The sequence below is a fragment of the Nocardioides lacusdianchii genome, from assembly GCF_020102855.1.
GTDB classification, from domain to species: domain Bacteria; phylum Actinomycetota; class Actinomycetes; order Propionibacteriales; family Nocardioidaceae; genus Nocardioides; species Nocardioides lacusdianchii.
This window is the reverse complement of the sequence record NZ_JADHZD010000019.1, coordinates 22,357-48,227: the sequence shown is the minus strand read 5'-3', so window position 1 is coordinate 48,227 and position 25,871 is coordinate 22,357. Positions and strand designations below refer to the sequence as shown.

General features: G+C 71.5%; 25 protein-coding genes and 1 tRNA gene. 11 read left to right on the top strand and 15 right to left on the bottom strand.

Annotated features, from left to right (window positions below):
- The first annotated feature begins 67 nt into the window (after positions 1-67).
- Positions 68-310 carry a hypothetical protein gene (locus tag IRX98_RS19630; protein WP_207083428.1) on the top strand — a complete coding sequence of 81 codons (243 nt, stop codon included), beginning with the start codon at positions 68-70 and terminating at the stop codon, positions 308-310.
- A gap of 59 nt (positions 311-369) precedes the next feature.
- On the opposite strand, the gene IRX98_RS19625 is transcribed toward IRX98_RS19630, so the two are convergent.
- From IRX98_RS19625 to IRX98_RS19595, 7 genes are all read right to left on the bottom strand, one after another.
- Entirely contained in the window at positions 370-735 is a 366-nt protein-coding gene (locus IRX98_RS19625) for a VanZ family protein (protein WP_224279655.1), read from the bottom strand.
- Between the two features lie 139 nt (positions 736-874).
- Positions 875-1,657, bottom strand: a complete 783-nt coding sequence (locus IRX98_RS19620) for an HAD-IIA family hydrolase (protein WP_224279686.1) — start codon at positions 1,655-1,657, stop codon at positions 875-877.
- Positions 1,658-1,692: 35 nt separating this feature from the next.
- The gene (locus IRX98_RS19615; RefSeq protein ID WP_224279654.1) at positions 1,693-4,194 is read right to left on the bottom strand and encodes an MMPL family transporter; all 2,502 of its coding nucleotides are present in this window, start codon (positions 4,192-4,194) and stop codon (positions 1,693-1,695) included.
- Positions 4,195-4,239: 45 nt separating this feature from the next.
- On the bottom strand, positions 4,240-4,890 hold the full coding sequence (locus tag IRX98_RS19610) for a TetR/AcrR family transcriptional regulator (RefSeq protein WP_224279653.1): 651 nt from the start codon (positions 4,888-4,890) through the stop codon (positions 4,240-4,242).
- 70 nt (positions 4,891-4,960) lie between these two features.
- Complete coding sequence (locus tag IRX98_RS19605) at positions 4,961-5,605, bottom strand: DUF305 domain-containing protein (protein WP_224279652.1); 645 nt, start codon at positions 5,603-5,605, stop codon at positions 4,961-4,963.
- Between the two features lie 93 nt (positions 5,606-5,698).
- Positions 5,699-6,133 (bottom strand): DUF6153 family protein, encoded by a 435-nt coding sequence (locus IRX98_RS19600; protein WP_224279651.1) that lies wholly within the window; start codon positions 6,131-6,133, stop codon positions 5,699-5,701.
- Between the two features lie 38 nt (positions 6,134-6,171).
- Entirely contained in the window at positions 6,172-6,804 is a 633-nt protein-coding gene (locus tag IRX98_RS19595; RefSeq protein WP_224279649.1) for a DUF305 domain-containing protein, read from the bottom strand.
- 198 nt (positions 6,805-7,002) lie between these two features.
- On the opposite strand from IRX98_RS19595, the gene IRX98_RS23655 reads away from it, so the two are divergent.
- Positions 7,003-8,415, top strand: a complete 1,413-nt coding sequence (locus IRX98_RS23655; RefSeq protein WP_224279647.1) for a matrixin family metalloprotease — start codon at positions 7,003-7,005, stop codon at positions 8,413-8,415.
- An 18-nt stretch (positions 8,416-8,433) separates the two neighbouring features.
- On the opposite strand, the gene IRX98_RS19585 is transcribed toward IRX98_RS23655, so the two are convergent.
- The 4 genes from IRX98_RS19585 to IRX98_RS23215 form a co-directional block, all read right to left on the bottom strand.
- Complete coding sequence (locus IRX98_RS19585; protein WP_224279644.1) at positions 8,434-9,237, bottom strand: DsbA family protein; 804 nt, start codon at positions 9,235-9,237, stop codon at positions 8,434-8,436.
- 278 nt (positions 9,238-9,515) lie between these two features.
- The gene (locus IRX98_RS19580) at positions 9,516-10,079 is read right to left on the bottom strand and encodes a SigE family RNA polymerase sigma factor (RefSeq protein WP_224279642.1); all 564 of its coding nucleotides are present in this window, start codon (positions 10,077-10,079) and stop codon (positions 9,516-9,518) included.
- Complete coding sequence (locus IRX98_RS19575; protein WP_224279640.1) at positions 10,076-10,993, bottom strand: hypothetical protein; 918 nt, start codon at positions 10,991-10,993, stop codon at positions 10,076-10,078. The genes IRX98_RS19580 and IRX98_RS19575 overlap by 4 nt, the downstream gene beginning before the upstream one ends.
- A 33-nt stretch (positions 10,994-11,026) precedes the next feature.
- Complete coding sequence (locus IRX98_RS23215; RefSeq protein ID WP_224279638.1) at positions 11,027-11,563, bottom strand: helix-turn-helix domain-containing protein; 537 nt, start codon at positions 11,561-11,563, stop codon at positions 11,027-11,029.
- 127 nt (positions 11,564-11,690) lie between these two features.
- Between IRX98_RS23215 and IRX98_RS19565 the strand changes: the two genes are divergently transcribed.
- The 3 genes from IRX98_RS19565 (at position 11,691) to IRX98_RS19555 (ending at position 15,604) form a co-directional block, all read left to right on the top strand.
- Positions 11,691-12,002: a hypothetical protein gene (locus IRX98_RS19565; protein ID WP_224279636.1), complete on the top strand. Its 312-nt coding sequence runs from the start codon at positions 11,691-11,693 to the stop codon at positions 12,000-12,002.
- Positions 12,003-12,197: 195 nt separating this feature from the next.
- A complete protein-coding gene (locus IRX98_RS19560) occupies positions 12,198-13,958 on the top strand; it encodes a hypothetical protein (protein WP_224279634.1) in 1,761 nt (586 codons plus the stop codon).
- Positions 13,955-15,604 (top strand): transposase, encoded by a 1,650-nt coding sequence (locus IRX98_RS19555; protein WP_224279632.1) that lies wholly within the window; start codon positions 13,955-13,957, stop codon positions 15,602-15,604. Before IRX98_RS19560 ends, IRX98_RS19555 begins: the two co-directional genes overlap by 4 nt.
- A 250-nt stretch (positions 15,605-15,854) precedes the next feature.
- On the opposite strand, the gene IRX98_RS19550 is transcribed toward IRX98_RS19555, so the two are convergent.
- A tRNA-Ser gene (locus IRX98_RS19550) sits at positions 15,855-15,944 on the bottom strand.
- Positions 15,945-16,107: 163 nt separating this feature from the next.
- Between IRX98_RS19550 and IRX98_RS19545 the strand changes: the two genes are divergently transcribed.
- From IRX98_RS19545 to IRX98_RS19530, 4 genes are read left to right on the top strand one after another with little or no spacing between them, the layout of a single operon-like run.
- Positions 16,108-18,015 carry a lysophospholipid acyltransferase gene (locus IRX98_RS19545; RefSeq protein ID WP_224279630.1) on the top strand — a complete coding sequence of 636 codons (1,908 nt, stop codon included), beginning with the start codon at positions 16,108-16,110 and terminating at the stop codon, positions 18,013-18,015.
- A complete protein-coding gene (locus IRX98_RS23650) occupies positions 18,012-19,445 on the top strand; it encodes an HAD-IB family hydrolase (protein ID WP_224279628.1) in 1,434 nt (477 codons plus the stop codon). Before IRX98_RS19545 ends, IRX98_RS23650 begins: the two co-directional genes overlap by 4 nt.
- Entirely contained in the window at positions 19,442-20,854 is a 1,413-nt protein-coding gene (locus IRX98_RS19535; RefSeq protein WP_224279626.1) for a wax ester/triacylglycerol synthase domain-containing protein, read from the top strand. Before IRX98_RS23650 ends, IRX98_RS19535 begins: the two co-directional genes overlap by 4 nt.
- A gap of 26 nt (positions 20,855-20,880) precedes the next feature.
- The gene (locus IRX98_RS19530; RefSeq protein ID WP_224279624.1) at positions 20,881-22,170 is read left to right on the top strand and encodes a DUF2254 domain-containing protein; all 1,290 of its coding nucleotides are present in this window, start codon (positions 20,881-20,883) and stop codon (positions 22,168-22,170) included.
- On the opposite strand, the gene IRX98_RS19525 is transcribed toward IRX98_RS19530, so the two are convergent.
- From IRX98_RS19525 to IRX98_RS19515, 3 genes are read right to left on the bottom strand one after another with little or no spacing between them, the layout of a single operon-like run.
- Positions 22,131-22,616, bottom strand: coding sequence for a GNAT family N-acetyltransferase (locus IRX98_RS19525; RefSeq protein WP_224279622.1), 486 nt, complete (start codon positions 22,614-22,616; stop codon positions 22,131-22,133). The two genes, IRX98_RS19530 and IRX98_RS19525, sit on opposite strands and share 40 nt — an antisense overlap.
- Positions 22,613-23,059, bottom strand: a complete 447-nt coding sequence (tadA, locus tag IRX98_RS19520; RefSeq protein WP_224279684.1) for a tRNA adenosine(34) deaminase TadA — start codon at positions 23,057-23,059, stop codon at positions 22,613-22,615. Before tadA ends, IRX98_RS19525 begins: the two co-directional genes overlap by 4 nt.
- Before the next feature lie 26 nt (positions 23,060-23,085).
- A complete protein-coding gene (locus tag IRX98_RS19515) occupies positions 23,086-23,571 on the bottom strand; it encodes a tRNA adenosine deaminase-associated protein (protein WP_224279620.1) in 486 nt (161 codons plus the stop codon).
- Positions 23,572-23,682: 111 nt separating this feature from the next.
- Here IRX98_RS19515 and upp point away from each other — a divergent pair, with 111 nt between their 5' ends.
- Both upp and IRX98_RS19505 read left to right on the top strand, forming a co-directional pair.
- Positions 23,683-24,324, top strand: coding sequence for a uracil phosphoribosyltransferase (gene upp, locus IRX98_RS19510; protein WP_224279618.1), 642 nt, complete (start codon positions 23,683-23,685; stop codon positions 24,322-24,324).
- Between the two features lie 272 nt (positions 24,325-24,596).
- A complete protein-coding gene (locus IRX98_RS19505) occupies positions 24,597-25,814 on the top strand; it encodes a DUF222 domain-containing protein (protein ID WP_308045557.1) in 1,218 nt (405 codons plus the stop codon).
- The last annotated feature ends 57 nt before the right edge of the window (positions 25,815-25,871 follow it).

Sequence of the window (25,871 nt, the reverse complement as noted above, 5' to 3'; positions counted from 1 at the left end):
CGCGATTGGATCGTTCCAAGGACTTCGGCACACTGGAGACATAAGTCCCCACCCCGAGGAGAACGAGATGCGACTGATCGACGAGCTCGACGAGCTGCACGACCACTACGCCCGCCTGGTCGAGGCCGCGGTCGCCCGCGACGACCTCGCCGCCGCCGAGTCCCTGGCCCAGGGCTACGAGGACGACGCGATCCAGCTGATGGCCGAGCGCGAGAACCTCACCCACCTGCTCCCCATCCAGCGCGGTGGTCGCCCGGAGAGCGCGCTGCGCGGAGCCGTACGCCGCCTGCTTCCCGGCCGCGCTGCCTGAGAGACGTCAGAGTGCGGTGATCGTGGTGCGGCTGACGAACCACGGACACCGCACAGCGGTCAGTGGCCGCCGCTCGCCCGCTGTACTCCGATTGCTCTCGATGCGCGGAGCGCTGCCACAGCGACCGCCGCACCCAGCACGGCTCCCAGCGTGTTGTACAACCAGTCGTTCGTCGAGCACGACCGCCCCAGCGTCGTGGCGAACGCCTGGAGGACCTCGATCAGCGCGGACGCCGCACTCGCCCCGACGAGCACGAGCAGCGGTCGGCGGAGGGCGACGCCGAACAGGAGGGCCGGCGGCACGAAGAGCACGAGGTTGGCCATCAGCTCCACCGCCCCCAGCTTCGGGAAGTACCACTCGGCCGCGCACCCGACCACGAGGTCACGGCTGGTCGGCACCAGCGTGAGCGCCACGACGGGCAGCACGCTGAGCAGCCCCAGCCACAGGGCGAGCCGGGGACGCTCGACCAGCCAGTAGCCCAGCGGCGGCCCGACCGTGACGGTGAGCAGGAGTGCGACGCTCGTGAGCCACGGGTGCTCGACGAGGAAGGTCGTGATCAGCGCCCTAGATCCCCTCGCCGGCTTCTTCGGGCAGCAGCATCTGCCCGACCATCGGCACCACGTCGGCGATCGAGTCGACGACCATCGTGGGTCGGTAGGGGAAGTCCTGCACCTGGTGGCGCTCGGTCGCCCCGGTCGCGACGAGGATCGTGCGCAGGCCGGCCTCGAGGCCGCTGATGATGTCGGTGTCCATCCGGTCGCCGATCATCACCGTGGTCTCCGAGTGCGCCTCGAGTCGGTTGAGCGCGCTGCGCATCATCAGCGGGTTGGGCTTGCCGATGAAGTAGGGCTGGCGGCCCGTCGCGGTGCTGATCAGCGCCGCGACCGATCCGGTCGCGGGCAGCATCCCCTGCGCGCTCGGGCCGCTCGGGTCGGGGTTGGTGGCGATGAAGCGCGCCCCTCCGTTGATCAGCCGGATCGCGCGGGTGATGGCCTCGAAGGAGTAGGTCCGCGTCTCGCCGAGCACGACGTAGTCCGGGTCCTGGTCGGTCATCACGTAGCCGATGTCGTGGACCGCCGCGGTCAGCCCCGTCTCGCCCACGACGTACGCCGAACCGCCCGGACGCTGGTCGTCGAGGAACTGCGCGGTCGCGAGCGCGGATGTCCAGATCGACTGCTCCGGCACGTCGATGCCGCTGCTTCGCAGCAGCCGTACCCGCAGGTCGCGCGGGGTGAAGATCGAGTTGTTGGTCAGGACCAGGAAGGGGATCTCCTGCTCGCGCAGGGCGGCGATGAACTCCTTCGCCCCCGGGATCGGGTCCTCCTCGCGCACGAGGACCCCGTCCATGTCGGTCAGCCAGGTGCGGACGGGTCGGGAGTCGGTCACGGATGCATTGTGTCGTGAGTCGGCGCCGTGTGCACCGGGTGGCTGCGCTCGAGCTTCGCACCCTCCACGTCGACGTCGGGAAGGATCCGGTCCAGCCAGCGCGGCAGCCACCACGCGTGCTCGCCCAGCAGGTGCATCGCGGCCGGGATCAGCACCATCCGAACCACGAACGCGTCGAGCAGCACCCCGAAGGCCAGCCCGAAGCCGATCGGCTTGATGGTCGCGTCGTGGGAGAAGATGAAGCCCGCGAAGACCGAGATCATGATGATCGCCGCGGCCGTGACGACCGCCCGCCCGGCGTTGAGCCCGTGCTGCACCGCGACCCGCGCCGGGGCACCGTGGGCGTACGCCTCCCGCATCCCGGAGACCAGGAAGAGCTGGTAGTCCATGGCGAGGCCGAAGAGGATGCCGGTGGCGATGATCGGCAGGAAGCTCAGCACCGGTCCGGGCGCGTGGACGCCGAAGAGGTCGCTGAGGAAGCCGAGCTGGAAGATCGCGGTGATGCCGCCGAAGGCTGCGAGGAGAGACAGCACGAAGCCGAGCGTCGCGGTCAGGGGCACCAGGATCGAGCGGAACACCAGGACCAGGATCAGCAGCGAGAGGCCGACCACCAGCACGAGGTAGAGGGGCAGCACCTCGGCGAGCTTGTCGGAGATGTCGATGCCGGCGCTGGCGTTGCCCGCGACGCCGAGGGTGGCCTCGCCGCCGTCGGTGGTCGTCGGGGTGGACGTACGGAGGTTCTGCACGAGCTCGGCGGTCGACTCGCTCGACGGCGACCCGGCCGGGACGACCTGGAAGGCCAGGGCCGACCGGTCCTGCGACGCACCGATCGGCACGACGGCCTCGACGTTCCAGACCCGCCCGAGCTGCTCGCCGACCGCGGCCTGCTCGGCGACGACGCCGTCCTCGGTGATCGGACCGGGGAGGTCGGCGACGACCAGCAGCGGGCCGTTGGACCCCTCGCCGAACTTCTCCGCCTGAATGTCGTAGGCCTTGAAGCCGGCCGACTCCGGCGGCTGCGTCGACCCGTCGGGGAGCCCGAGCCGCATCTGCGTGCCCGGTGCGGCCACCACGAGCAGTCCGACCACGCCCAGCCCGAGGACGGTCCAGGCGCGGCGGGTGCTCATGGGCGTGTCCCGCTCCGTGATGGCGTCGTCGTCGGTCGTCGTCCCGCCCGCCAGGCTCGCCCGCTCGCGCTTGCGGAGGATCCGCGTGCCGACCAGGCCCAGCACCGCGGGGGTGAGGGTGACCGCCATCAGGATCGCGACCAGCACCGCGACGGCACCGACGGTGCCCATCAGGCCGAGGAACCCGACGCCGGTCACGTTGAGCGCGAGCAGCGCGACGATCACGGTCACCCCGGCGAAGACGACTGCGTTGCCGGAGGTGCCGTTGGCCAGGCCGATCGACTCGTGGAGGTCGGCGCCCTGCTTCAGCTGACGGCGGTGACGGTTGATGATGAAGAGCGAGTAGTCGATGCCGACGGCGAGGCCCAGCATCACGCCGAGCACCGGGGTGACCGAGACGAAGTCGACGATCCCCGAGAAGGACAGCGAGGCCAGTGACGCGACGCCGACGCCCAGCAGCGCGGTGACCAGGGGAAGCGCCGCGCCGAGCACCGTCCCGAGCATCACGAAGAGAACGATCGCGGCGATGACCACGCCCGCGATCTCACCCGGGCCGAGGATGGACGGGACGGTCTGTGCGATGTCCTGCGAGGGGTGGACCTCGACGCCGTCGATGTCGGCGTCGGCGACGAGGTCCTCGATCTCGGTCTTCACCTCGGGGGTGACCTCGTTGGTCGACACGTCGAAGGTGACGTTTGCGACGGCTGCGCTGCCGTCCTCCGACACCGTGCGGAAGCCGGACGACAGCGAGGTCAGGGTCGCACCCTGCTCGAGCTGGGGCGCCTGCTCGTCGACCTGCTCCTGCTGCCGGTCGAGCTCGGCCTGCCCCTCGTCGAGCTGCTGCTGGGCGGCGTCGAGCTGGGCGCGGACGGAGGCGAGGGTGCCGTCCTCGCGCGCCTGCTGGCGCTGCTGCTCCAGGGCCGCGCGACCACCGGTGATCTGTGCCTGGGCCTCGCGGAGCTGGGCCAAGCCGTCGGCGAGCTGCTTGCGGCCGTCGGCCACCTGCTCGGCCGAGGAGTCCAGCTGCTCCTGCGTGGCGAAGGGGTCGGACACGTCGGCGACCGAGTCGACCTCGGCCAGACGGTCGAACAACGCCACCAGCTCGCCCTGCTGCGCGTCGGTGAAGGCCGAGCCGTCCGTGGTCTCCGCGACGATCGAGCCGTTGCCGCCGCCGGTGCCCTCGAAGTCGCGCTCGAGCTGGCCGGAGACCTGCGTGGTGGGGGTGTCCGGCAGCGTGATCGACGACGAGAGCGCGCCGGCGAAGGACACGTACGTCACCACGGTGACCGCCAGGACGCCCAGCCAGGCGCCGATCACGGTCCAGTGGCGCCGCGCGGCGAAGCGGCCGATGCGGAAGAGGAGCTCAGCCATGTCGGGTGACGGCCTTTCGGGGTGGGTGTTCGGAGTCGGGGTGGATCAGCCGGCGTGGCCGGCGCGGAGCCGGTGGAGCAGGCGGTCGAGCAGCCGGTCCCAGTCGGCACGGTCCTCGGGGGACACCCGGGTGGGAGGTGCGGGCTGCTCCTCGAGCCAGTGGCGCGCGATGGTGGCGAGGCCGCTCGTGAGCAGGGTCAGGGTGAGCTCGAGGTCGAGCGGGTCGAGCCCCGGCGCGCGCTCCAGCAGGCGCTCGCGCAGGCGGCCCGCGACGTGCTCGAGGGCGGTGCGTGAGATCGCGTCGGCGCGCTCGTCGGCCACGTCGGGACCGCCGAGCACGTGCTGGATCGTGACGATCGCCGTCGGCAGGTCGACGTCGCGGGTGGCCTCGCAGACCGCATCGAGCGCGGCGGCGCCGCCGGCAGCTCCCGGGGGCAGGTCGGCGGTGCCGCGGTCGACGCCCTCGAGGAGGTCGGTGGTGACCTCGGCGAGGATCTGCTCGCACACCGCGACGAGCAGCTGGTCCAGGCCGGCGAAGTGGTTGAAGACCGTACGCCGCGACACCCCCGCGAGCATGGCGACCCGGTCGACGGTGAACCCGTCGGCGCCGTGGTCGGTCGCCAGCGCACGGGCTGCGTCGACGAGGGCGCGGTGCCGCTGCTCGCGCAGGGGCACGTGCTGGTCGACCGGGCTCACGGAGGAAGTGTTGCACTCAGTGCAAAAAGTGGGACACGGGCCCGCCCGGTCGCCGGGCGGCCCGGCCCGGTCAGCCCTCCAGCAGCTCGCGCATCGTGGTGATCTCCTCGGTCTGGGAGTCGATGATCTGTCCGGCCAGGTCGACGGCCGGCTCGAAGCGGCCGCCCTCCTGCTCGGCGCGCGCCATCTCGACCGCGCCCTCGTGGTGCTCGATCATCATCTCGAGCCACATCTGCTGGAAGTCGGCGTCGGCGGAGCCCTCCAGGGCGTCCATGTCCTCGGCGCTCATCATCCCCGGCATGTCGGACCCGTGGTCCTCCATGTCGTCCATGGTGTCGGACATGTCGCCCATGTCGTGACCGGCGTTGGCGTGGTCGCGCATGGTCTCGGGGACCGGCTCGTCCCAGTCGGTCAGCCAGTCGGCCATGGTCTCGATCTCCGGCGCCTGCGCGGCCCGGATCTCCTCGGCCAGCGCCTGGACCTCGGGGTCGAGCGGGCGGTCGAGCGTCAGGTCGACCATCGAGAGGGCCTGCGCGTGGTGCTGGATCATGTCGGTCGCGAAGGCGACGTCGGCGTCGTTGTGCTCGGTGGGGCTGGTCTCGACGGTGCGGGCGGCCTCGGTGTCGTCGCCGCAGGCGGTGGCGCCGAGGGCGAGGGCCAGGCCGAGGGACAGGGTGCCCAGGGTGCGGGGCATGGTGCGGGTGGTCGTGCTCATGTCAGGCGTTCTCCAGGTCTCGTGGGAAGGGCGGGCAAGCAGCAGCCGCACGTGCGCCCGGACGGGTCGCAGGGCAGCCGCGGCGTACGCCGATCAGCACCTGATGACGGAGAACTGCCACGCCGGCGGTGGGCCGGTGGCACGCACCCAGGAAAGGACGGTCGCGGTGGGTGCGAGGGGCGCGAAGGCCCCGACGAGCCTGACCGGGCGCACGATGCGGACCAGCAGGCCCGCAAGGAGCAGCAGGGCGGCGACGGCCAGCATGGCGGCACACAGCATGAGCAGGTGGTCGGCGTGGTGGCCCAACCCCTCCTGGGGCGCCGAGGTGGCGGCCGCGCCCGTCGGGGACCCGCGGGTGTCGCCGTGACCGGCGGCGTGGTCCCCCTGCGCCGCGGCCGGGGCGGCGGCGTACGCCTCCGACGACGGGCCGTGGAGCGTGAGCGCGTGCATCCCGAGGATGCCGACCACGAGCGCCGCGACCAGCGCCGCGAGGGCGGCGCGGTGCGGGGCGGGGGTCGGGCGGCTCATCGACTCCGATGCTACGGGCGCCGCTCCAGCCGGGAGCGTCAGGCCAGACCGGGGCAGCCCATCATGCGGCCGTGGGCGGCGCTGACACCGAACCACGTCGACAGGCGCTCGCTCATCCAACGGATCTCGCGCACCTGCTCGGTGCGGATGGTGCGCGCGAGGTCGGCCACCTCGTCGTTCTCGGCGGCCCCGTGGACCAGCAGGCGCTGCGACATCATCACCGCGGCCATGTGGTGCCCAACCATGTCCTCGAGGAAGGTCCGGTCGAGCCGGTCATCGCTGAGCCCCGAGAGGTCGCGCATCATTGGCTCGTACGCCGTGTCCACCGGGTCGTCGGCGTACCACTCGTCGAGCCAGGCCCCCATCTGCTCGACCTGCGCGGTCTGGGAGGAGACGATGCGCGCCCCGAGTGCGCGCATCGCCGGGCGTTCGGACCGGGCCAGCTCACCGGCCGTCTCGATCGCCTCGCGGTGGTGGGCGACCATCTCGCGGAGGAAGCCGGCCTCGTCGTCGGTGCTCCACGTGTCGTGGCCCATCCCGCCGCCCATCGACCAGGCGCGAGCGTCGCGGTGCGGCATCGAGCCGTCGTCGTCGCGGAGGAGCGCCACCGCCGCGACCACCAGGGCAAGCACCGCGACGGCGGCGACGACGCCGCTCCACATCCGTCCCATGACGCACCTCCAACAGGTGCTTCCAGACTGCGCCCGGGGGCATGTCGTCGCCCAGTGCCGAAGGGCCCGACGGAGGGGCCGGTCAGCCGGTGGCGTACCGAACCGGGGGGCACTTCCTGCCGTTCTGCTGCGGACGCCGTTCTGCGTCGAGGACACTTCCGGGGGCCATCCTCGGCCCGCTCATCACTAGGGGGACGTGTGCTCAAGCGTTGGACTCTCACACTGCTCACGGCGAGCCTGCTGCCCCTCGTGGCCGTGACGGCCGCTGCCGCGAGCGAGGAGTGCGACCCCTATCTCGACCCGTCGAACCCCGCGTGCGCCGCCTTCGACACCGACGGCGACGGCTGGCTCGAGCCCCGCGTCCGCTTCACCTGGCCGACCGAGACCTCGACCACCCCGGGCGCGACCCTCGTGGCGACCGCGACGGGGGACGACCTCTTCCGCCCGGTCACGGTGACCTTCGCGCGACCGGTCACGCGCGACGACCCCTGGGGCGACTCGATCGCCTTCGCCACCGTCACCCTCGCCCCCGGTGCGCTCTCCGCACAGGTGGCCATGCCGGTGGGTGAGCCGGGGACCGACCACTTCTCGGCCGAGGCGCTCGACCCGTCCGGACGTTTCCTCGGCGACGGGTCCTACCGGGTCGCCGTCGGTCGCTTCGCCTCTGCCCTGGATGCCGACCTGCCTGCGCCGCGTACGGTCACCGCGGGTGCTGCGTCGCAGCGGGTCACCGGCACCATCTCCGGCGGTGAGCGCGTGGTCGTGGTCCAGGTCCGCGCCCGCGACGGTGAGTGGGTCGACGTCGCGACCGGTCGCTCGTCGGCCTCCGGCGCCTTCTCCGTCCCGGTGCCGACCTACTGGGTCGGCAGCCACACCTTCCGCGTCCACGCGCCCGCCACCACCCTGCTGACCGAGGCCTCGAGCGGTCCGGGCTCGCTGAAGGTGCGTCGGGGCTACCGTCCGACGGGCTCGACCCAGCACGCCCTGCTCGGCGGCAGCTCGCGGTGGAACGCCTGCACGCCGATCCGGTACGCCGTCAACCCAGCGCGGATGCGCAAGGGCGGGAAGGCCGACCTGCGCCACGCGCTGCGTGAGGTGTCGGCGGCCACCGGCCTGAGGTTCGCCTCCGCCGGCACCACGTCGCACCTGCCGCGCCCCGGTGGCTATCCCGACTACCCCGACGGGATCGACATCATCGTGGCGTGGGCCTCCGCGAAGCAGGTGCCCATGCTCGCGGGCAGCACCGTCGGGATCGGTGGCTCCGCGATGAGCAACGGCCAGCGGATGCTGGGGGCGGTCCTCCTCGACACGGAGTCCTTCCGCCGCCCGCCCGCCGAGCTGCGACGGATGTGGCGCGAGGTCATGCTCCACGAGGTCGGTCACGTGGTGGGGCTCAGCCACGTCGGCGACCGGCGGCTCGTCATGTACCCCTCGGTCGGCGGCGGCACGAACCGCTTCCGCGACCGCTTCAACCGGGGCGACCTGACCGGCCTGGTGAAGCTCGGCGCCGGCGCGGGCGGGTGCACCGGTGAGACGGAGTACGTCCGCGGTGCTGCACGGACCAGCCTGCTGGGCCCCGAAGCGCCGGTGCGCTGGGTGTGGGACCGCTGAGCGACTGACCCTGGGGGCTCAGCCGGACGTGCCCAGCACGGCCGCGACGATGTCGTCGAGGGTCTGACCCTCGACCGTCTCGCCGTCGACGAGGACGGCGGGGATCGAGGTGATGCCGTCCTGCAGGGCGGTCTCGGTCGCCTCGCTCACCCACGCCTCGAAGGCCATCGACTCGATCCCGGGTCGCACACGTGCCTCGTCGGCGCCGGCCTCCACCGCCAGGGCGACGAGGTCGTCGCTGTCGGGGAAGGGACCGGTCTCCGAGGGCTGGTCCTCGAAGAGGAGGGCGCGGAGCTCGGCGGCGACCTCGGGGCCCTCCGCGTCCAGCACCACCGCGAGCGCGTTGGCCGACTCCGGCGAGTAGTCGCTGATGCGCTCGAGGAAGCCGAGCGGCCGGTACTCGACCGTCACGTCTCCTGCGTCGATCGCGGCGTCGAGCCGGTCGCCGACCTCCTGCTGGAGCTGTCCGCAGAAGGGGCAGAGGAAGTCCTCGTAGATCACGACGGTCCGCGGTGCCGAGGGATCCCCCAGGACGAGGCCGAAGTCCGCGCTCGCTCCCGCGGGCGGTCCGTCCGCCGGCCCCTCCACGACCGGGGGCTCGACCGTCGGCGACGCGCTCGCGGCCGGGTCGGTCGCGGTGTCCTCGTTGCCCGCCGTCAGCGCGGCGTACACCCCGATCGGGAGGACGATCAGCAGGACGAGGCCCACCACCGCTCCGATGACCAGGCCTCTCACGCTGATTCCCCGCCCCGGCGCTGCCCTGTGGTCCAGCTCGGGGTGGCCGTGCGGCACGGCCGGAGGGATGTCGTCGGGCGGTGTCATGGGGCGTCCTCACTCCGGGGTGGAGCCCCGGACGTTAGCCCCTCGACGCGCCCGACACGTGCAGATCGGGCCGGTCCCAGGAAGGACCGGCCCGATCAGTTGGCGAGGTGGTGACGAAAAGAGGAAACGGCAGGTCAAAGTGATCCCGAGGCGTGCTCGTTGGACCCCGCCCAGCACGATTTCGCCGCCGTGACCAACACTTCTGCAAGGCCAATGGGCTACCGGCAGAACGACGTGCTTGTGATGGGCCCGGGTCGGACCTGTGGACCCTGCGGTCCTCATGAGGAGGGGTGAGTCACTCCAGCGCGTTCACGATCGGCGCGTGCAGGGCCAGCTGGCCGGCCCTCGTCACAGTCAGGTTCGAGCAGGCGGCGGAGCGCTGCTAGGCCTCGGGATGAGTGGCTCTTCACGGTACCTTCGGAGATGCCGAGCTCACGCGCGGTCTCGTGGACGTCGAGGCCGAGCCAGTGGCGGAGGACGACGACCTTGCGTTGCATCTCGGGAAGTCGCTGAACGCCTTGGACGAGTGCGTCGCGTTCATCGACCGGCAGCCCCGTGGCGGCAGCTGGATCGCCGGCTGCGTCGAGGCGAGCGGTGCGGACTCGGCGGCCGCGCAGACGGTAGGCGTCGATGTTGGCGCGCATCAGGATGCTACGAACGTACGCCTCGGGATTCCCGTCGGCGACACGGGGCCAGGCGGTGTACAGCTTCGTCAATGCGACCTGCAGGAGGTCGTCGGCGTCGTGCCAACTGCCGCACAGCGCGTACGCGATGCGCCGGAGGTGGTCTTGTCGTGAGACGACGAACGCAGAGTAGGAGGCCTCGTGTTCAGCACGCTTCATGAGGCGTCCGGGGCGCCCGGGTAGTCGATGCCGGGGACGGCGTCTCCACAGCCGCGGTGCTCGGTCTCCGCAAGGTAGGTGATGTCGGCGTCCTCGCCGGGGAGCTTGCGTGCCACGACGCACAGCCGGGCTCCGTCGACTTCGATGGTGCCGGCCGCACTGGGAGCGTTGGCGGGTGCCTGGTCGATGCGGGCCGGGCTCGATTGTTCGACAATGGTCACGCCGTCGTTGGCGGTGAGCATGCCTGCGGCGTCGAGAGTCACCCAGCCGGGTTCATACGGGCCGTTGCTGAACATTCCTCTCGTGTTGAGCACGGTGAGCTCGCGCACCCACTGTTCGAACGAGCGCCCTGATGTGGCGACCAGGTCGGAGGCCCATCCGGACTGGCCTCGCACGACGGCGGCCATCACCCACTTCCGCTCGCCCTCGTAGGTCACCACCGCAGCGGCCGAGGTCACGGCGTCGTTCGGAACCGGGTCGTCGACCTGGCGCACGACGGTGACGCCGGGGGCGATTTCCAGCCTTGCGGTGTTCAGGTCGTACCCGAACAGCACGGTGGGCGGGGGTGGCACGACACCGTCGCTCAGGTCGCTATTCACGACTGGGTCTGGGGTCGCGCTCGCGTCGGAAGCAACGATGCCGTCGCCGGAGGACGGATCGGCGCCGGGTTGGAGCGCCCATGCGACGCCTACGACAGCAGTCGTTGCAGCCACCGCGCTGACGGTGCGGGTGATCCGCCGTCGTGCCTGCGCACGGCGGCCGGCAACGAGCCGGTCCTCGAGGGGTCGATGCGCCGGCCCGCCGGACGTGGCCTGCTCAAAGCGGTCCATGAGGTCCATCGCTGCTCCAGTGTTTCGTTCGGATGCTGTCACTGACACAGACGAATCCGGGGCCACGCCGTTGTCCTTGATCAACGATGACCTTCCACGAAGGTGGCGCGGGACTCGTCACGTCTGAGGAACCAGCTGGACCTCGCTCGCCAGCGACGCCACCAAGGCAAACACAGTCGAGGATGACGGAGTCCTGCCGAGTTTTCGTAGGTCGTAGAGAGTGTTCGGCCGAACAACGACCTCGGCGGCGATCGGTGAAACAGCGAGCTTGGGCTCGCCGTACAGCAGCTCCAGCAGCGCCGATACAACACCACCCTTGCTGCCGGCAACGGAGAGTACGTACCCAAGCGCTGAGGCGCAGGCTTCCAGCGTCGTCCAGCGGGGCCAGCCCGACCCGGACAGGGCGCCGGCGGCAACGCTGAGTGACACCCCTGCCTCGCGCGCGAGATCCCGCAACGACCAACCCCTGGTTGCCCGCAGCCGCTCGAGCTCGCTGGCGAGCGCCTGGTAGTTCGCCACTGCCGACACCTCGACGCTTCCCTCGCAGTCCTCGGCAGGCCTGTCCGGTAGGGCATAGAGCCAGGACCCGGACTCGTCCTTGCCGCCTCGCGGTGCCGGCCAGCCAACGACGTCATCGGGGTAGCTCTTCACCACAAGGACACGGTGCCACGAGCCGGCGCCCAGTGTTCGGAAAACCGATCAACCCGCTCACGGCGGCGAGCACCAAGGACGGCGCACGGCCCAACGAAGGACGGGCCACCGACCGAAACCGGAGACACCCATGACCCCGAACAGCGCCATCCGACCCACCTGCCCCGAATGCGGCCTCACCCTCCGCACCGTCATCGCCGGCATCGTCACGCAGGCGCCCACCGCTCACAGCATCAACGACAACGTGTCGCTCACCCTCCGCGTCGGCCCCACGGCAACCGGCATGAGCGGCCTCATCGAGGTCAGCCACAACTGCCAGTGCGGCTGGCACGGAGCCTGGCACGACCTCTACGACCTCCCCGACTCGGGCTTCAACGAGGCGCCAGCCCACCCCGAGGCACACAGTGCCGGCCAGCTGTCAGCCGCCTTCTACGGCTGCTGAGACGACCGACCCTTCCGCCCAGGACACCAGCCACGCGCCTCCCGGACGACGACATCTGGAACTGACGCCCGTCACAACTCCCACCCACAGCCCGCCCTCACGGCGGCCGCGCTCTCCGCCGGACAGCGCCAGACCCGCGATACCCCGCTCCGGCCGGGTGTCGCGCGGGCAAGCTGCCATCCACGAGGACCACCCATGACCGCCGACCGCCCACGCCGCGGCACCCCGACCGCTATCGCGGGCTACATCCGCAACTTCACCCCCACCCGGCTCGACCAAGCAGCTTGGTCACTCGCCGGCCCTGCCAGCAAGTCCCTCGTCCGTCGCGCGCAGCCAGTCAGCATCGCCCACGCCCGCCTCCTGCTCTCCCACCTCGCGGGGTACCTCGCCGACCCCGACGTCTGGGACGCCGCCCAGGCGCCGACGCTCCGAGAGCTCCTTCGGGTCGAGACCATCAACGCCCATCTGACCCGGACCACCTTCTCCAGCCCGCGAACCAAAGCCACCCACCGCGACACGCTGTACAAGCTCGCTCGCACCGCCGGAAACCTCGACCCGGTTGCCCCGCGCCCAGTCCGCCGCGGCGCCCCGGACGCCTTCTTCCTGGCCGGCGCCAGCCAGCCGATACCGGCCGCTCACCTCCTCCAGGCACGCCGCACCCAGGCACCCGCGCCCATCAAGGAGTGGCTGCGCCCTCTTCTTCCCGCCCTGACACGGCAGGTTCCCAATGGTCACATCGAGAACACCCGCACGGTGATGCCGTCAGATGTCATCCGGACGCTGACCGAGGCACCCAACCGAGAGCCGAACGTGTCCTCCACCCAGACCCCCGGGTCCCCCGTGCAGACGGGCAAGCAGGCAGCCACACCGGCCAAGCCCACCTCGCGGCGCGCCCGCATCGCAGCCGCAAAGGCCGCCCAAAAGGTCCGCGCCGAGCAAGCCGGGGCGCCAAGAACTGGCATTGTCCGCGTGCTCCCCACCGGTACTGACCTCCCCGACGAGGTGCGTGCCCGGGTCGCTTCGTTCACGCCCCAGAAGGCCACCCGGCAGGCCTGGAACCGCAACGCTGAGCTCGGCGCCGGGCTGGTCTTCGCGACGGCGCCGTACAACCCGCGCGTCGCCCAGAGCGCCTGCTCCTACGTCGCCCTGTTGCTCACCTACGTCGCCGCTCGCCACGGTCGTGACGCAGCCGAGCCGTTGACGCTCGACGACCTGTACGCGCCCGGACTGCTCGACGAGTGGCTCGACCAGTGCCACTGGTCCGACCGGTCCAAGGCCTCTGCCCGGTCGCTGCTGCGCCGCGCACTGCGGGCCATCGACCCCTCCACAGCTCCCGCGCGGCTCGAGCACCACAAGGTCGCTGCCCCGTACACCCGCGAGGAATGCGACTGGTACGTCCGCGCCGCCTGGCACCAGCCCACAGTCGCGCTCACCCGAGACATGTGCCTCATCGTCGGCCTCGGGCTCGGCGCCGGCCTCGACGCCACCGACCTGCGCGCCCTCACGCCCGAGTGCTTCACCACCGTCGTCGCCTACGGCGAGCAGACCATCCTTACCGTCCGGGTGCCCGGAGACGGCGTCAAGGCCCGCACCGTCCCCATCCGCACCCACTACGCGCCCCTGGTCCAACGCGGCCTCGACCTGCACGCCAAGACTAAGAAGCCCTCTGCGCTGGTCATCGGCAAGGTCCGCGACCGCAACAACGTCGTAGGCCCCGTCACCAGTCGCGCCAAGACGGCAGGCTCGGCGTCGCTCGAGCTGCGGATGAGCCGCCTGCGCAACACCTGGCTCGTCGCCCAGCTCTGCGCACCCATCTCCCTCGCCGACCTCCTCCCGGTCGCGGGTCTTGCCTCGGCGCGAACCGTCACCGAGCTCATCAGCTACTGCCCCCCGGCAGACGAGGCCGCCGTGGAACGCATCGTCTCGGCCCTTGCTGGAGCGGACGGTGCCGCGTGATTGGCTACCGGGAGTTCGAGCGCTACCTGGCCTTCGTGCGCCGCAGCGACGTCCATGCCGTCCTCGAAGCCGCCCTCGCCGGTGCCCCGCAAGGCCGCAAGCGCGCCCTGACCTGCGACGTCCTCCTCGCCGCCATGGTCGCCACCGCGACCCGCGACAAGAACCTCACGCTCGTCGCCGTGCACAGGACGCTTGTTGGCGAGCTAGCCACCGACTACCAGCGGCGCCTCGGCATTCGCGGCGCTCGCGGACCGCTGACGGTTCGGCAGGTCCGCTACCTGTGGAACTGCATCACCGACCTGTACGAGCACACCGAAGCCCGCCGCCCCGACCTCCCACTGGGTGAGCGGGTCGAACGCTCCGGGAAGCTCCAGCACCTCATCGACCAGCTCCTTGCCTCGGCGACGCTCCACATCGGCGCCGCCGGGCGCTACGCCGTGGACGAGTCGGCCATCGACTCGCCCGCACGCGGAAAAGGTCGTCCCCGACGCGACTCCAACACCCCAGGGTCGGAGGACCAGGACGCGGACGAACCCGAGGACCGCTACGGACGCTCCGCCGACGTCGATGCCAGGTGGGGCTACCGCACGAAGACCTACCACAACCGGACCAACCAGGTCTTCGGCTACCAGATGGTCGGGTTCACCGGCGTCGCCCCCGTCGGTGGCGCCCCACGGCCTCTCTTGATGGAACGAATCAGCGTCGTCGCAGCGAACTGCGACGGCATCGACGCGACCATCTCCGGGCTCGCCCGGATGCGCGACGAGGGCGTTTCGGTGGTCGAGGTCCTGGCCGACCGAGGCTTCAGCTACAAGCTCCCCGAACGCTGGGCAGACAAGCTCCGAGCGATGGGCATCGACCAGGTCCTCGACCTCCACCCGAACGACAACGGCGCACGAGCCCACAAGGACGGCTACGTCATGGTGGACGGGTGGGCCCACTGTCCCTCCATCCCCGACCACCTCATCCGCATCGCGAAGCCCAACCGACTGTCCGTGGGTCAGGACAAGAAGGACGCGACCCGCGAAGAGCGCCTGGATGCCGCTGGGCGCCGCGCCGAGGTCGACGAGTTCAACAGGCTCATCGCCGAGCGTCGCGTCTACCGGTTCGAGCGAGCCGGACGCACCGCGGGCGGCAACGAGCGCTTCACCTGCCCCTCCCGCGCCGGCAAGCTCAAGTGCGGCGGCTGCCCGCTCTCCGCCGACTACGACGACGTGCCCGAGGTCGCCCCGCCGGTCAACGAGGCCGGCGAGCTGCCCAAGGCTTGCGCCCAGACCACCATCACGCTCAAGCCCACCGTCGAACCCAAGCTCCGCCAGCGCGAGTACTGGGGCAGCCCTGAATGGCAGCTGTCCTACAACCGCCGCAGCGACGTCGAACGCTCCTTCGGACTTCTCAAGACCGCCGACGGTGGCGGCATCCAGCGCGGCTGGACCCGCCAGCACGGCCTGGTGAAGACCACCCTCCTGCTCGCCATCGCCGTCGCCGCCTCCAACCTGCGCATCCTCCTGAGCTGGGCGCGTCGAACCCGCGACACCCGGGACCCGCTCACCACGATGGACGTCGCCAGCCGTGGCTTCGTCGAGCTGGACGACGACGGGCATCCCCTCGCCGCGACCGGTCCACCTGGGGGGCCGACAGCCTGACCCCGTCTGTACCTAGCGCCACCGTTCGAGCCTGACAGCACCCCGCTGTCAGGCTCGACGTGCTTCCAGCGGTGGTCGGATCGGGCGGACTCGCAGAGGGGTCCACTTCCGACACTTCGGCGAAGTATCGGGTCGGATAGGTCGCCCTCGGGGCAGCCCGCGAGGCCCCCACAGACGCACGAAATCCCGCCCAAGTGAACCCTGGGCGGGATTTCGTCACTAGACGGTCCTGAATTTCGTCAGGACCTCTTGGCGGTGGCGGTGGGATTTGAACCCACGGTGGGTTTGACCCCACACAACATTTCGAGTGTTGCACCTTCGGCCGCTCGGACACGCCACCGCGCGGAACATTACCGGAGCCCTGCCGCCAGCCTGAAACCGGCGTCGACCCCACGATCCGTCCACGATCGGTGCGGTGCCATGGTCAGGGACGGCGTACGGCGGTAACTTTCGCCGCACGCTTGTGCTCGCGCCTTCGCGAGAGGGAAGGAGCGTGGCTGACCATGACCGCCGTACGCCGTGTCCGAGATGTTGCGAGGTCCGCCCTGCCCAGGTCGGTGGGGGAGAGGCTGCCGGCCGCGCCGCCGCGGGAGGTGACCGAGCTCCTCCACGACAAGCGCTTCCAGCGCGCCGTCGCGGAGGCGGCCGAGGAGCAGGGCCGTCCCGAGGAGGAGGTCTGGTCGGAGGTCAAGGGCTACCTCCACGAGATGTCCGCGGCCCACGACGACCGCACCTCCCAGGGCTGGGCGCGGATGGGCGAGTGGTTCCTCCGGGCGTACGACGTCCTGGTCGACGAGGACGACATGCAGGAGCTCAAGCGGCTCGACCGCTCGCACAGCCTCGCGCTCGCCTTCAGCCACCGCTCCTACCTCGACGGCATGGTGATCCCGAACGCCCTGTCGTCGCGGCGGTTCTCGCCGACCTACACCTTCGGCGGCGCCAACCTCAACCTGCCGATCATCGGAACCGTGGCCAGTCGGACCGGCCTGATCTTCATCCGCCGCTCGACGCAGGAGATCCCGGTCTACCGCCTCGCGCTGCGCTCCTACATCCGCCAGATGGTGACCAACAAGCGCAACATGGCGTGGTCGATCGAGGGCGGCCGCACCCGCACCGGCAAGCTGCGGCCCCCGGTGCACGGCATCCTCAAGTACCTCACCGACAGCGTCGACGGTGACGATGCCCCCGACGTGCAGGTCGTCCCGATGGCGGTGGTCTACGACCAGCTGCACGAGGTCTCGCTGATGACCGAGGAGGCGCGTGGCGGCAGCAAGACACCCGAGGACTGGCGCTGGCTGGTGCGCTTCGCCCGGCTCCAGCGCAACCGCCTCGGCCGTGCCTACCTGACCGTCGGCGAGCCCTTCTCGCTCCGCGAGCGGATGCAGGCGCTCGCCGACGAGGGCGTCACCGGGCACCAGGCGGTCGAGCGGATCGCGCTCGACATCTCCCACCGGCTCAACCGCGCCACCCCGGTGACGGTGACCGCCATCGTGTCACTGGCGCTGCTGGGTGCCGACCGGGCGCTGACCGTCGACGAGGTGCTCGAGACCGTCGAGCCCCTGGCGGCCTACATCGACGCGCGCAGCTGGCCCGTCGCCGGTGCCGCCGACCTGCGGGACCGCGCGACGATCCGCCGCGCGCTCGCCGAGCTGGCCCGCAGCGGGGTGCTGACGGCGTACGACCAGGGCACCGAGCCGGTCTGGAAGATCGGCGACGACCAGCACCTGGTGGCCGCGTTCTACCGCAACACCGTGATCCACATCCTCGTCGAGCGCGCGATCGGCGAGCTCGCGCTGCTCACCGTCTCCGAGCTCGAGCCGGACGCCGAGCTGCCGCAGGGCGGCACGCTCCAGGTGGGCTGGGAGGAGGCGAAGCGGATGCGCGACCTGCTGAAGTTCGAGTTCTTCTTCCCCGGTCGCGCTGGCTTCGAGGACGACCTGCGCACCGAGCTCCAGCTGCTGGTGGGCGAGGGAGTCACCGACATGACCCCCGAGCGCGCCCGCGAGCTCCTCGTCGGCGCGCGCCCGCACCTCGCGCACCTCGTGCTGCGGCCCTTCCTCGACGCCTACCTCGTGCTCGCCGACCGGCTCGCCGACCGCGGGGACAGCCCCGTCGACGAGGACGACCTGCTCGCCGACGCGCTGGCCGTCGGACGCCAGTGGGCCCTGCAGCGCCGGGTCGCGAGCGCGGAGTCGATCTCCCTGGAGCTCTTCCGCACCGCGATGGCGCTGGCGCGCCACAAGGGCCTGCTCGAGGGCGGCGCGGGCACCGGCTCGGCACGCGAGGCGTTTGCCGCCGAGCTGCGCGAGGCGGTGCGCCGGGTCAACGAGATCGGCGAGATCGCCGGGGAGCCGGTCCAGGTGGTCGTGCCCGAGGTGCGGTCGGCGACCGAGTCGCAGGACAGCAGGTGAGCGGGCTCTCGGCCGCCGCGCAGGAGGCAATCGAGGCGATCGAGGCCGGTCCACAGGGCCCCACGGTCGGCGCCTTCTTCGACCTCGACGGCACCCTCGTCGCGGGCTACACCGCCGCCACCTTCTACGGCGACCGGCTCAAGGGCCGCGACGTGTCGCCGGCCGAGTTCCTCCGCACCGTCGTGACCGCGGTCGACGGCGAGCTCGGCGGCGACCCCACCCGCATCGCCCACGTCGCCTTCTCCGCCATGCGCGGGGAGTCCGAGGAGGCCTTCGCCGACCTCGGCGAGCGGCTCTTCCGCTCCAAGATCGCCGGCACCATCCGTCGCGAGTCCCGCGCGCTCGTCATGGCCCACCAGCGCGCCGGCCACACGGTCGCGGTGGCGTCGGCGGCGACGAAGTACCAGATCGCGCCGGTCGCCCGCGACCTCGGCGTCGAGCACCTCGTCTGCACCCAGCTCGTCGTCGAGGACGGCCAGTTCACCGGCGCCACCGACGGCCCGATGCTGTGGGGCCGCCACAAGGCCAGCGGCGTACGCGCCTTCGCCCGCGAGCACGGCGTCGACCTCGGCGAGTCCTACGCCTACGGCAACGGCTACGAGGACGTCGCCTTCCTCTCCTCCGTCGGGCGCCCCACCGCGCTCAACCCGCACCGCGACCTCCGCGCCGCGGCCGCCCGCCTCGACTGGCCGGTGCTCGACCTCTCCGACCCGGTCGGCGGCTCGCTCGTCGCTGCGGGGCGTACGGCGGCCGCGCTGGCCGGCATGAACACCGGTGTCATCGCCGGGCTGGCCTACGGCCTGGCCCGTCGCGACGCCCACGAGGGCCGCAACCTCGCGGTCAAGCTGGCCACGTCGCTGCCGATGGCGCTCGCGGGCGTGGACGTCGAGGTGCAGAACCGCGAGCGCCTCTGGACCCACCGCCCCGCCATCTTCGTCGCCAACCACCAGAGCGCGCTCGACATCCCGGTCCTGGGCAACCTCCTCGAGCGCGACTTCACCATCGTGGCCAAGAAGGAGGCGCGCTGGGACCCGCGCACCTTCGTCGGCTCGCTCGTCATCGACCCGGCCTGGATCGACCGGTCCGACTCCGCCTCCGCCCGCGCCACGCTCGACGGGGTCGTGGAGCGGATCCGCAGTGGCACCTCGCTGATGATCTTCCCCGAGGGCACGCGCTCGGCGACGCCGGTGCTCGGTCCCTTCCGCAAGGGCGCCTTCCACCTCGCAGCGCAGGCCGGGGTGCCGGTGGTGCCGATCGTGCTGCGCAACACCGGCGAGCTGATGCGCCGCAGCTCCCTGGTGCTCAACCCCGGTGTCGTGGACGTGTGCGTGCTGGAGCCCGAGACCGACTGGAGCGTCGACGACATGAGCGAGCGCATCGCTGCCCTGCACGCGAAGTTCGAGGAGACGCTGGCGAGGTGGCCGGCATGAGTGCCGCGGAGGACTTCGAGCGCTGGGGCGGGGCGGCCGCGTGGTCATCAGGTGCCGAGCTGACGCCGATGCAGACCCTGCTCTGGCGCGCCGAGCGCCACCCCGTGCAGTCGTCCACCACGACCGTGGTGATCGACCTCGACCGCGCGCCGGACTGGAAGCGCTTCGTCGCCGCCACCGAGTGGGGCACCGGGCTCGTACGCCGCCTGCGCCAGCGCGTCGTGGACCCGGTCGTGCCGACCGCGCCGCCGACGTGGGCCGACGACCCGACCTTCGACCTCGGCTACCACCTCCGCCGCGAGCGCGTCTCGAGCCGCGAGGAGATGCTCGCGCAGGCCGCCCAGGTCGCGCTGCGTCCCTTCGACCGCTCCCGTCCGCTGTGGGAGGGCGTGCTCTACGAGGGCGTGCCCGTCGAGCGCGGCGAGGGTGCGGCGTACGTCCTCAAGATCCACCACGCGCTCGCCGACCCCCTCGGCATCGTGCAGCTGCTGTCGATGCTCCAGTCGGGACGCCGCGCCCACACCGCGCGCAAGCCCGTCGGCGACGAGGTCGCCGCTCCGGTGGGTGTCGACGGTGTCGAGCTCGCGATGGCTGGCCTGCGCGCCGACGTGTCGACGCTGCCGGACCTCGCCCGCACGAGCGTGCGCACCCTCGGCCACGCTGCCGTCCGGCCGCAGGCGGTGGTGGCGTCGGCGCTGCGCTACGGCGCGTCGGTGCGCCGGCTCCTCACCCAGACCGAGCGACCCTCGCCCGAGCTGTCGCCGCGCACCGGCAAGAAGTGGACCTTTTTCACCTTCGAGGCGCCGATGGAGCCGCTGCGCACGGTCGCCCGGCAGGGCGGCGGCACCCTCGACGACGCCGCGGTCGCGCTGGTGCTCGGCGGGCTGCGCCGCTACCACGCACGACGGGGCAGCGACGTGCGCGAGCTGCCGGTCGGCGTACGCGTCTCCCTCGACCGTGCCGACGACCTCGGCAACCGCTTCGCGCAGGCGCTGATCTCCGGGCCGCTGTCCATCGAAGACCCCGTCGACCGGGTCGCGGCCGTGCGCGGCGAGGTGCTGTCCCTGCACACCGAGCGCGCGCTGGAGGTGCTGGACGCCGCGGCGCCGGTCGTCAACCGGATGCCCGCCTTCGTCGGCGCCTCCGCGCTGCGCACCGCCGTCCCGCCGGACGCCTTCGTCCTGACGCTGCCCGGTCCGCCGCGCAAGCGCTTCATGGCCGGCGCCGAGGTGCAGGGGATGTACGTCCTCGGGCCGCTGCCCGGCGCCGCGCTGACCGTGTGCCTGGTGACCGTCGGGGACACCGCCTGCATCGGCGTCAACGTCGACGCCAGTGCCGTCGCCGACCTCCGCGGGCTGGAGGAGTGCCTGGCCGAGGGCGTCGAGGAGCTCGTCTCGGTGGGCGGGTAGCCCAGACCCCCACCTAGGGTGGCGAGGTGAAGACCTGGTGGCGGGGCGCGCAGCTCCGCGAGTCGATGTGGTTCGTCCCCGGCGTCATGGTGGTGGCCGCCATCGTGCTCGCCCAGGGCGTCATCGTCCTGGACCTGTGGCTCGACGCGCGCACGCTGGACGTCCTCCCGGACTCGTTCCTGCTCGGCGTCGAGGGCAGCCGCGGCATCCTCGTCGCCATCGGGGGCTCGGTCCTCGCCGTGGCCGCCACGACCTTCTCGATCACGATGTCGGTGATCGCGACCGCGTCGTCGACCTACGGCCCGCGGCTGGTGCGCAACTTCATGTCCGACCGCAGCAACCAGCGGGTGCTGGGGCTCTTCGTCGGCACGTTCGTCTACTGCCTGATGGTGCTGCGCCGGGTCCAGGACTCCTCCGACGGCATCACCTTCGTGCCGCACGTCGCGGTCTACGGGGCGCTGCTCCTCGCGCTCGCCAGCGTCGCTGCGCTGGTCTACTTCCTGCACCACATCTCCGACGTCATCCAGGTCCCGACGCTGGTGCGGCGGGTCCGCGCCGAGCTCGAGTCCGCGGTCGACGACCTCTACGGCGAGGCGCGCGGCGAGCGGGTCACCGCCTTCGCCCTGTCTGTCCCGGACGCCGAGGTCCTGGCGCCCCGGGCGGGCTTCGTGACCTTCGTCGACGCGCCCGCACTGGTCCGCGCCGCGACCGGCGTGGGGGTGGCCGAGCTCGTCGCCACGCCGGGGACGCACGTGATGGCGGGCGAGCTGCTGGCGCGGGTGAGCGGCGACGCCGAGGAGATGAGCCGGCTCGTGTGCGCGCACGTGCGCGTCGGCGACACCCGGACGCCGGCGCAGGACGTCGAGTTCGCCGTGCAGCAGCTGGTCGAGATGGCCGTGCGCGCGGTGTCGCCGTCGACGAACGACCCCTACACCGCGCGCAACGTGGTGGAGGAGCTCGCGTGCGGGCTGGTCCCGGCCATGCGCCACCCCGCACCGGGGGACGGGTGGGTCGACGACGACGGCGTCGTACGCCTCGTCTGGCGCCTGCCCACGGGAGCCGAGCTCGTCGACCTCGTGTTCGACGACCTCCGGCTGTACGCCGCCGGGGACCCCGAGGTGGTGAAGGCCGCGCTGCGCCTGGCCGGTCGGCTGGCGCGGGTCGCCGGGCCCGAGACCGTCGCGCGCGTGCGGACCCAGGTCGAGGAGCTCCTGGCCGCCGCCGAGCGGGAGGGCACGTCCGCCTTCGACCTGGACCGGCTGCGCGCCTGCCGCGATCAGCTCGTGACCGGCGCCTCGGACGTCGGCCCGATGTAGCAGAGCATCCGGTAGTCGGTGCCCTCCTCGATGTTGCGGAAGCCGTGCCGCTCGTAGAAGCGCCGGGTGTCGGCGTCGACCTCGTCGACGTTGATGTGCATCTCCGGCGAGCCCAGGTCCCGGACGAGCGTCCTGCAGAGGTCGAGCACCTGCGTCCCGATGCCGCGGTCGCGCAGGTCGGGCACGACGTAGAGCTCCTCGAGCTGCGACACGGGGCCGTCGAACCAGATGGCGGGGCGCAGGCTGAGCAGCGCGAACCCCACTGCACCGCGTACGTCGTCCTCGGCAAGCACGGCCACGATCTCGTCGAGCCCCAGCAGCCGGGCGAAGCGGACGGCCAGCACGTCGGCGTCGTCGGTCTCGGACTCGAACTCGGTGTTGAAGTCCCACAGCAGCCGGCCGAGCACCTCGGCGTCGTCGGCGGTGGCGCGGCGGACGGTGGTCATCGGACCTCCTGCGAGCGGTGGCGGGCGAAGAAGTCGTCCAGCAGCGCCGTGGATTCCGTCGCCAGCACCCCGGAGACCACCTCGGGCCGGTGGTTGAGCCGGCGGTCGCGCACGACGTCCCACAGCGACCCGACGGCGCCCAGCTTGTCGTCGTACGCCCCGAACACGACACGGTCCACCCGGGCCAGGACGAGGGCCCCGGCGCACATCGTGCAGGGCTCGAGGGTGACGACGAGTGTGCAGCCGGTGAGCCGCCACTCGCCGCGGGTGGCCGCGGCCGTCCGCAGCGCGACGACCTCCGCATGACCGGTCGGGTCGGCGTCGGACTCGCGGGTGTTGCGCCCCGTGCCGATGACGGTGCCGTCGGCGTCGAGGACGACCGCACCGACAGGTACGTCGTCGCCGGCGAGCGCGGTGCGCGCCTCGGTGAGGGCCAGGCGCATGGCGCCGTCCCAGGTGTCCACGCGCGTCATGCCGAGGTGAGGCCCACGGCGTCGTCGAAGAGCTCGCCGAAGCCGAGGCGGCGGGCGATGTCGGACAGCACCTCGTCAGGGTAGGCCTCGACGTCGTCGAGCAGCGCGCCCATGTCGATGGCGTGCAGACCGAGGTCGGCGAGGAGGTCGAGGTCGCCGGCCAGCACCTGGATGTCGTCGTCCTCCGGCGGCGGGAGGCCGAGGAAGTCCATCGCCGACTGGGCCAGCTCCCACTCGTCGGCCGCGGTGACGTCGGAGAGCAGCACGCGGGTCGTGGTGCGGTCGACCCGCACGAGCACGAAGAAGTCCTCGTCGACCGCGACCATGCCGACCGCCCCGGACTCACCCGAGACGTGGCGCAGCGCGTGGCTCAACGACTCGATCGTCTCGAAGGCCGGTGGGGCGATGTCCTGCACCTCCCAGGCGCCGTCCTCGACGAACGCGGCCAGCGCGAAGTCGATCTCGCCGCTCTGCTCGGACATGACCGGCCTCCCCACCGTCAATCGGACATCCAATGTCGCAGAAACCGCAGGGTCCGCCAACCCTCTTGCGCAGTCGATCCGCCGACGCCCGGACCCACTAGGGTGAGGGCCATGCGCCTGCACGTGGTGAACCACCCCCTCGTCTCCCACAAGCTCACCGTCCTCCGCGACGAGAACACCGACTCGCCGACCTTCCGTCGGCTGACCGACGAGCTCGTGACCCTCCTGGCCTACGAGGCGACCCGCGAGGTGCGCGTCGACCCGATGGACATCACCACGCCGGTCGGCCCGACCACAGGCGTCTACCTCGCCCAGCCCAAGCCGATGGTCGTCCCGATCCTGCGCGCCGGGCTCGGCATGCTCGACGGCATGATGCGGCTCCTGCCGACGGCCGAGGTCGGCTTCCTCGGCATGGTCCGCAACGAGGAGACCCTCGAGGCGTCGACGTACGCCGAGCGCCTGCCCGAGGACCTCTCCGGGCGCCAGTGCTACGTCCTCGACCCGATGCTCGCCACCGGCGGCACCCTCGCCGCGGCGATCCGCTTCCTCACCGACCGTGGCGCCGACGACATCACCGCGATCTGCCTGCTCGTCGCCCCCGAGGGCGTGGCCAACCTCGAGAAGGGCCTCGAGGGCCTCGACGTCCCCGTCACCGTCGTCACGGCCGCGCAGGACGAGAAGCTCAACGAGAAGGGCTACATCGTCCCGGGCCTCGGCGACGCCGGCGACCGGCTGTACGGCGTCGCGCACTGACCCTCGCCCGCTCGCTGGTCGAGCAGCCGAGCGCGGCCCCTCTTCCATCGGTGGTCGAGTAGCCCGCGAGGAACGAGCGGGCGTATCGAGACCCGGCCCACTGTCGGACCCCTTCCCTAGGCTCGAACGCATGATCGAGACGTTGGACGCAGGAGCAGAGGCCGGGGCAGAAGCCCTCGGCCCCGCAGCACTGCTCGCCTCGACCAAGGCCTCCCGCTCCATCGAGAACACCGAAGCAGCCCGCCAGCTCGACCTCGCCGCGCTGGGCCGACCTGCACCCTCCGGAGTCGATCCACTCCGCCGCCTCGTTCACCGTTCCCGGGTGCGCGCACGAGGAGCCCATCGCCGGACCGGGTACGCCGCTGGTCGCGGAGTTCTGCGTCGCCGAGCTCGGCACCGTCCTCGGCGTCACCTCGGTCTCGGCGAAGAAGCTCATCGGCCACGCGCTCGAGCTGCGCCACCGCCTCCCCCGACTGTGGTCGCAGGTCCACACCGGTTCGGTTCCGGCGTGGCGTGCGCGTGCGGTTGCCGAGGTCACGATTCACTCGACACCTGAGCTGACGGTCGAGGCGGCGCGGTTCGTCGACACGCAGGTCGCCGCGGTCGCGGGGAAGGTGGGTCCTGCGCAGCTGGACCGGCTCGTGGCGGAGACGATCAAGCGGTTCGACCTCGCCGAGCCGGATCCTGCTGCCGATCCGGAGGACGGGTACCTCCACGTCGACCCGCGCCACGTGACGATCCACGACCAGGACGTGCACTTCGCCGGGACCGTGCGGCTCGAGGCCGAGGTCGATCTCGCCGACGGGCTCGACCTCCAGCAGGCGCTTGCCCACGGCGCCGCCATTCAGAAGGCCCTCGGGTCGCAGGAATCCCTCGACGCACGCAGGGCGAAAGCGCTGGGTGACCTGGCCCGGACGCAGACCGCTCTCGACCTCCACGGCTCTGCTGGTGGTCGACCAGCAAGTGACTCGGCTGGTGGTCGAGTAGCCGACGAATCTGTTGGTGGTCGAGTAGCCGGTGAGGAACGAGCCGGCGTATCGAGACCAGGCCTCCCCGCCGCCCGCTCAGTCGTGCTGCACGCCCACTTCGACGCCAGCCTCTCCAGCGACACCATCGTCTTCGGACCGACGGGGCGGCTGGAGGAGGGGCAGCGGCTGGTCCTGCTGGAGCAGCTGAAGTCGTGGTGCCGCGACTCGCGGACGATGGTCACGGTCAAGCCGGTCATCGACCTCGACCAGGAGAGGGCGGCGCCGGGCTATGGGGTCCCGGACCGCATCCGCGAGCACGTGGCCTTCGCGACCGGACCTGCGTTTTTCCGGGGTGCGGTCGACCGGCGCGGGGCTGCGACGTCGACCACGTCATCGAGTACGACCATGACGCCCAATCAGAAGGCCGACCCCAGTCCGGGCCGACGCACACCGACAACCTGGCCGCGTTGTGCCGGTTCCACCACCGGGTCAAGACCCACTCCGCCTGGCGATATGACATGACCGAGCCTGGGGTTTTCGAGTGGACCAGCCCGCACGGCCATCACTACCGACGCGACC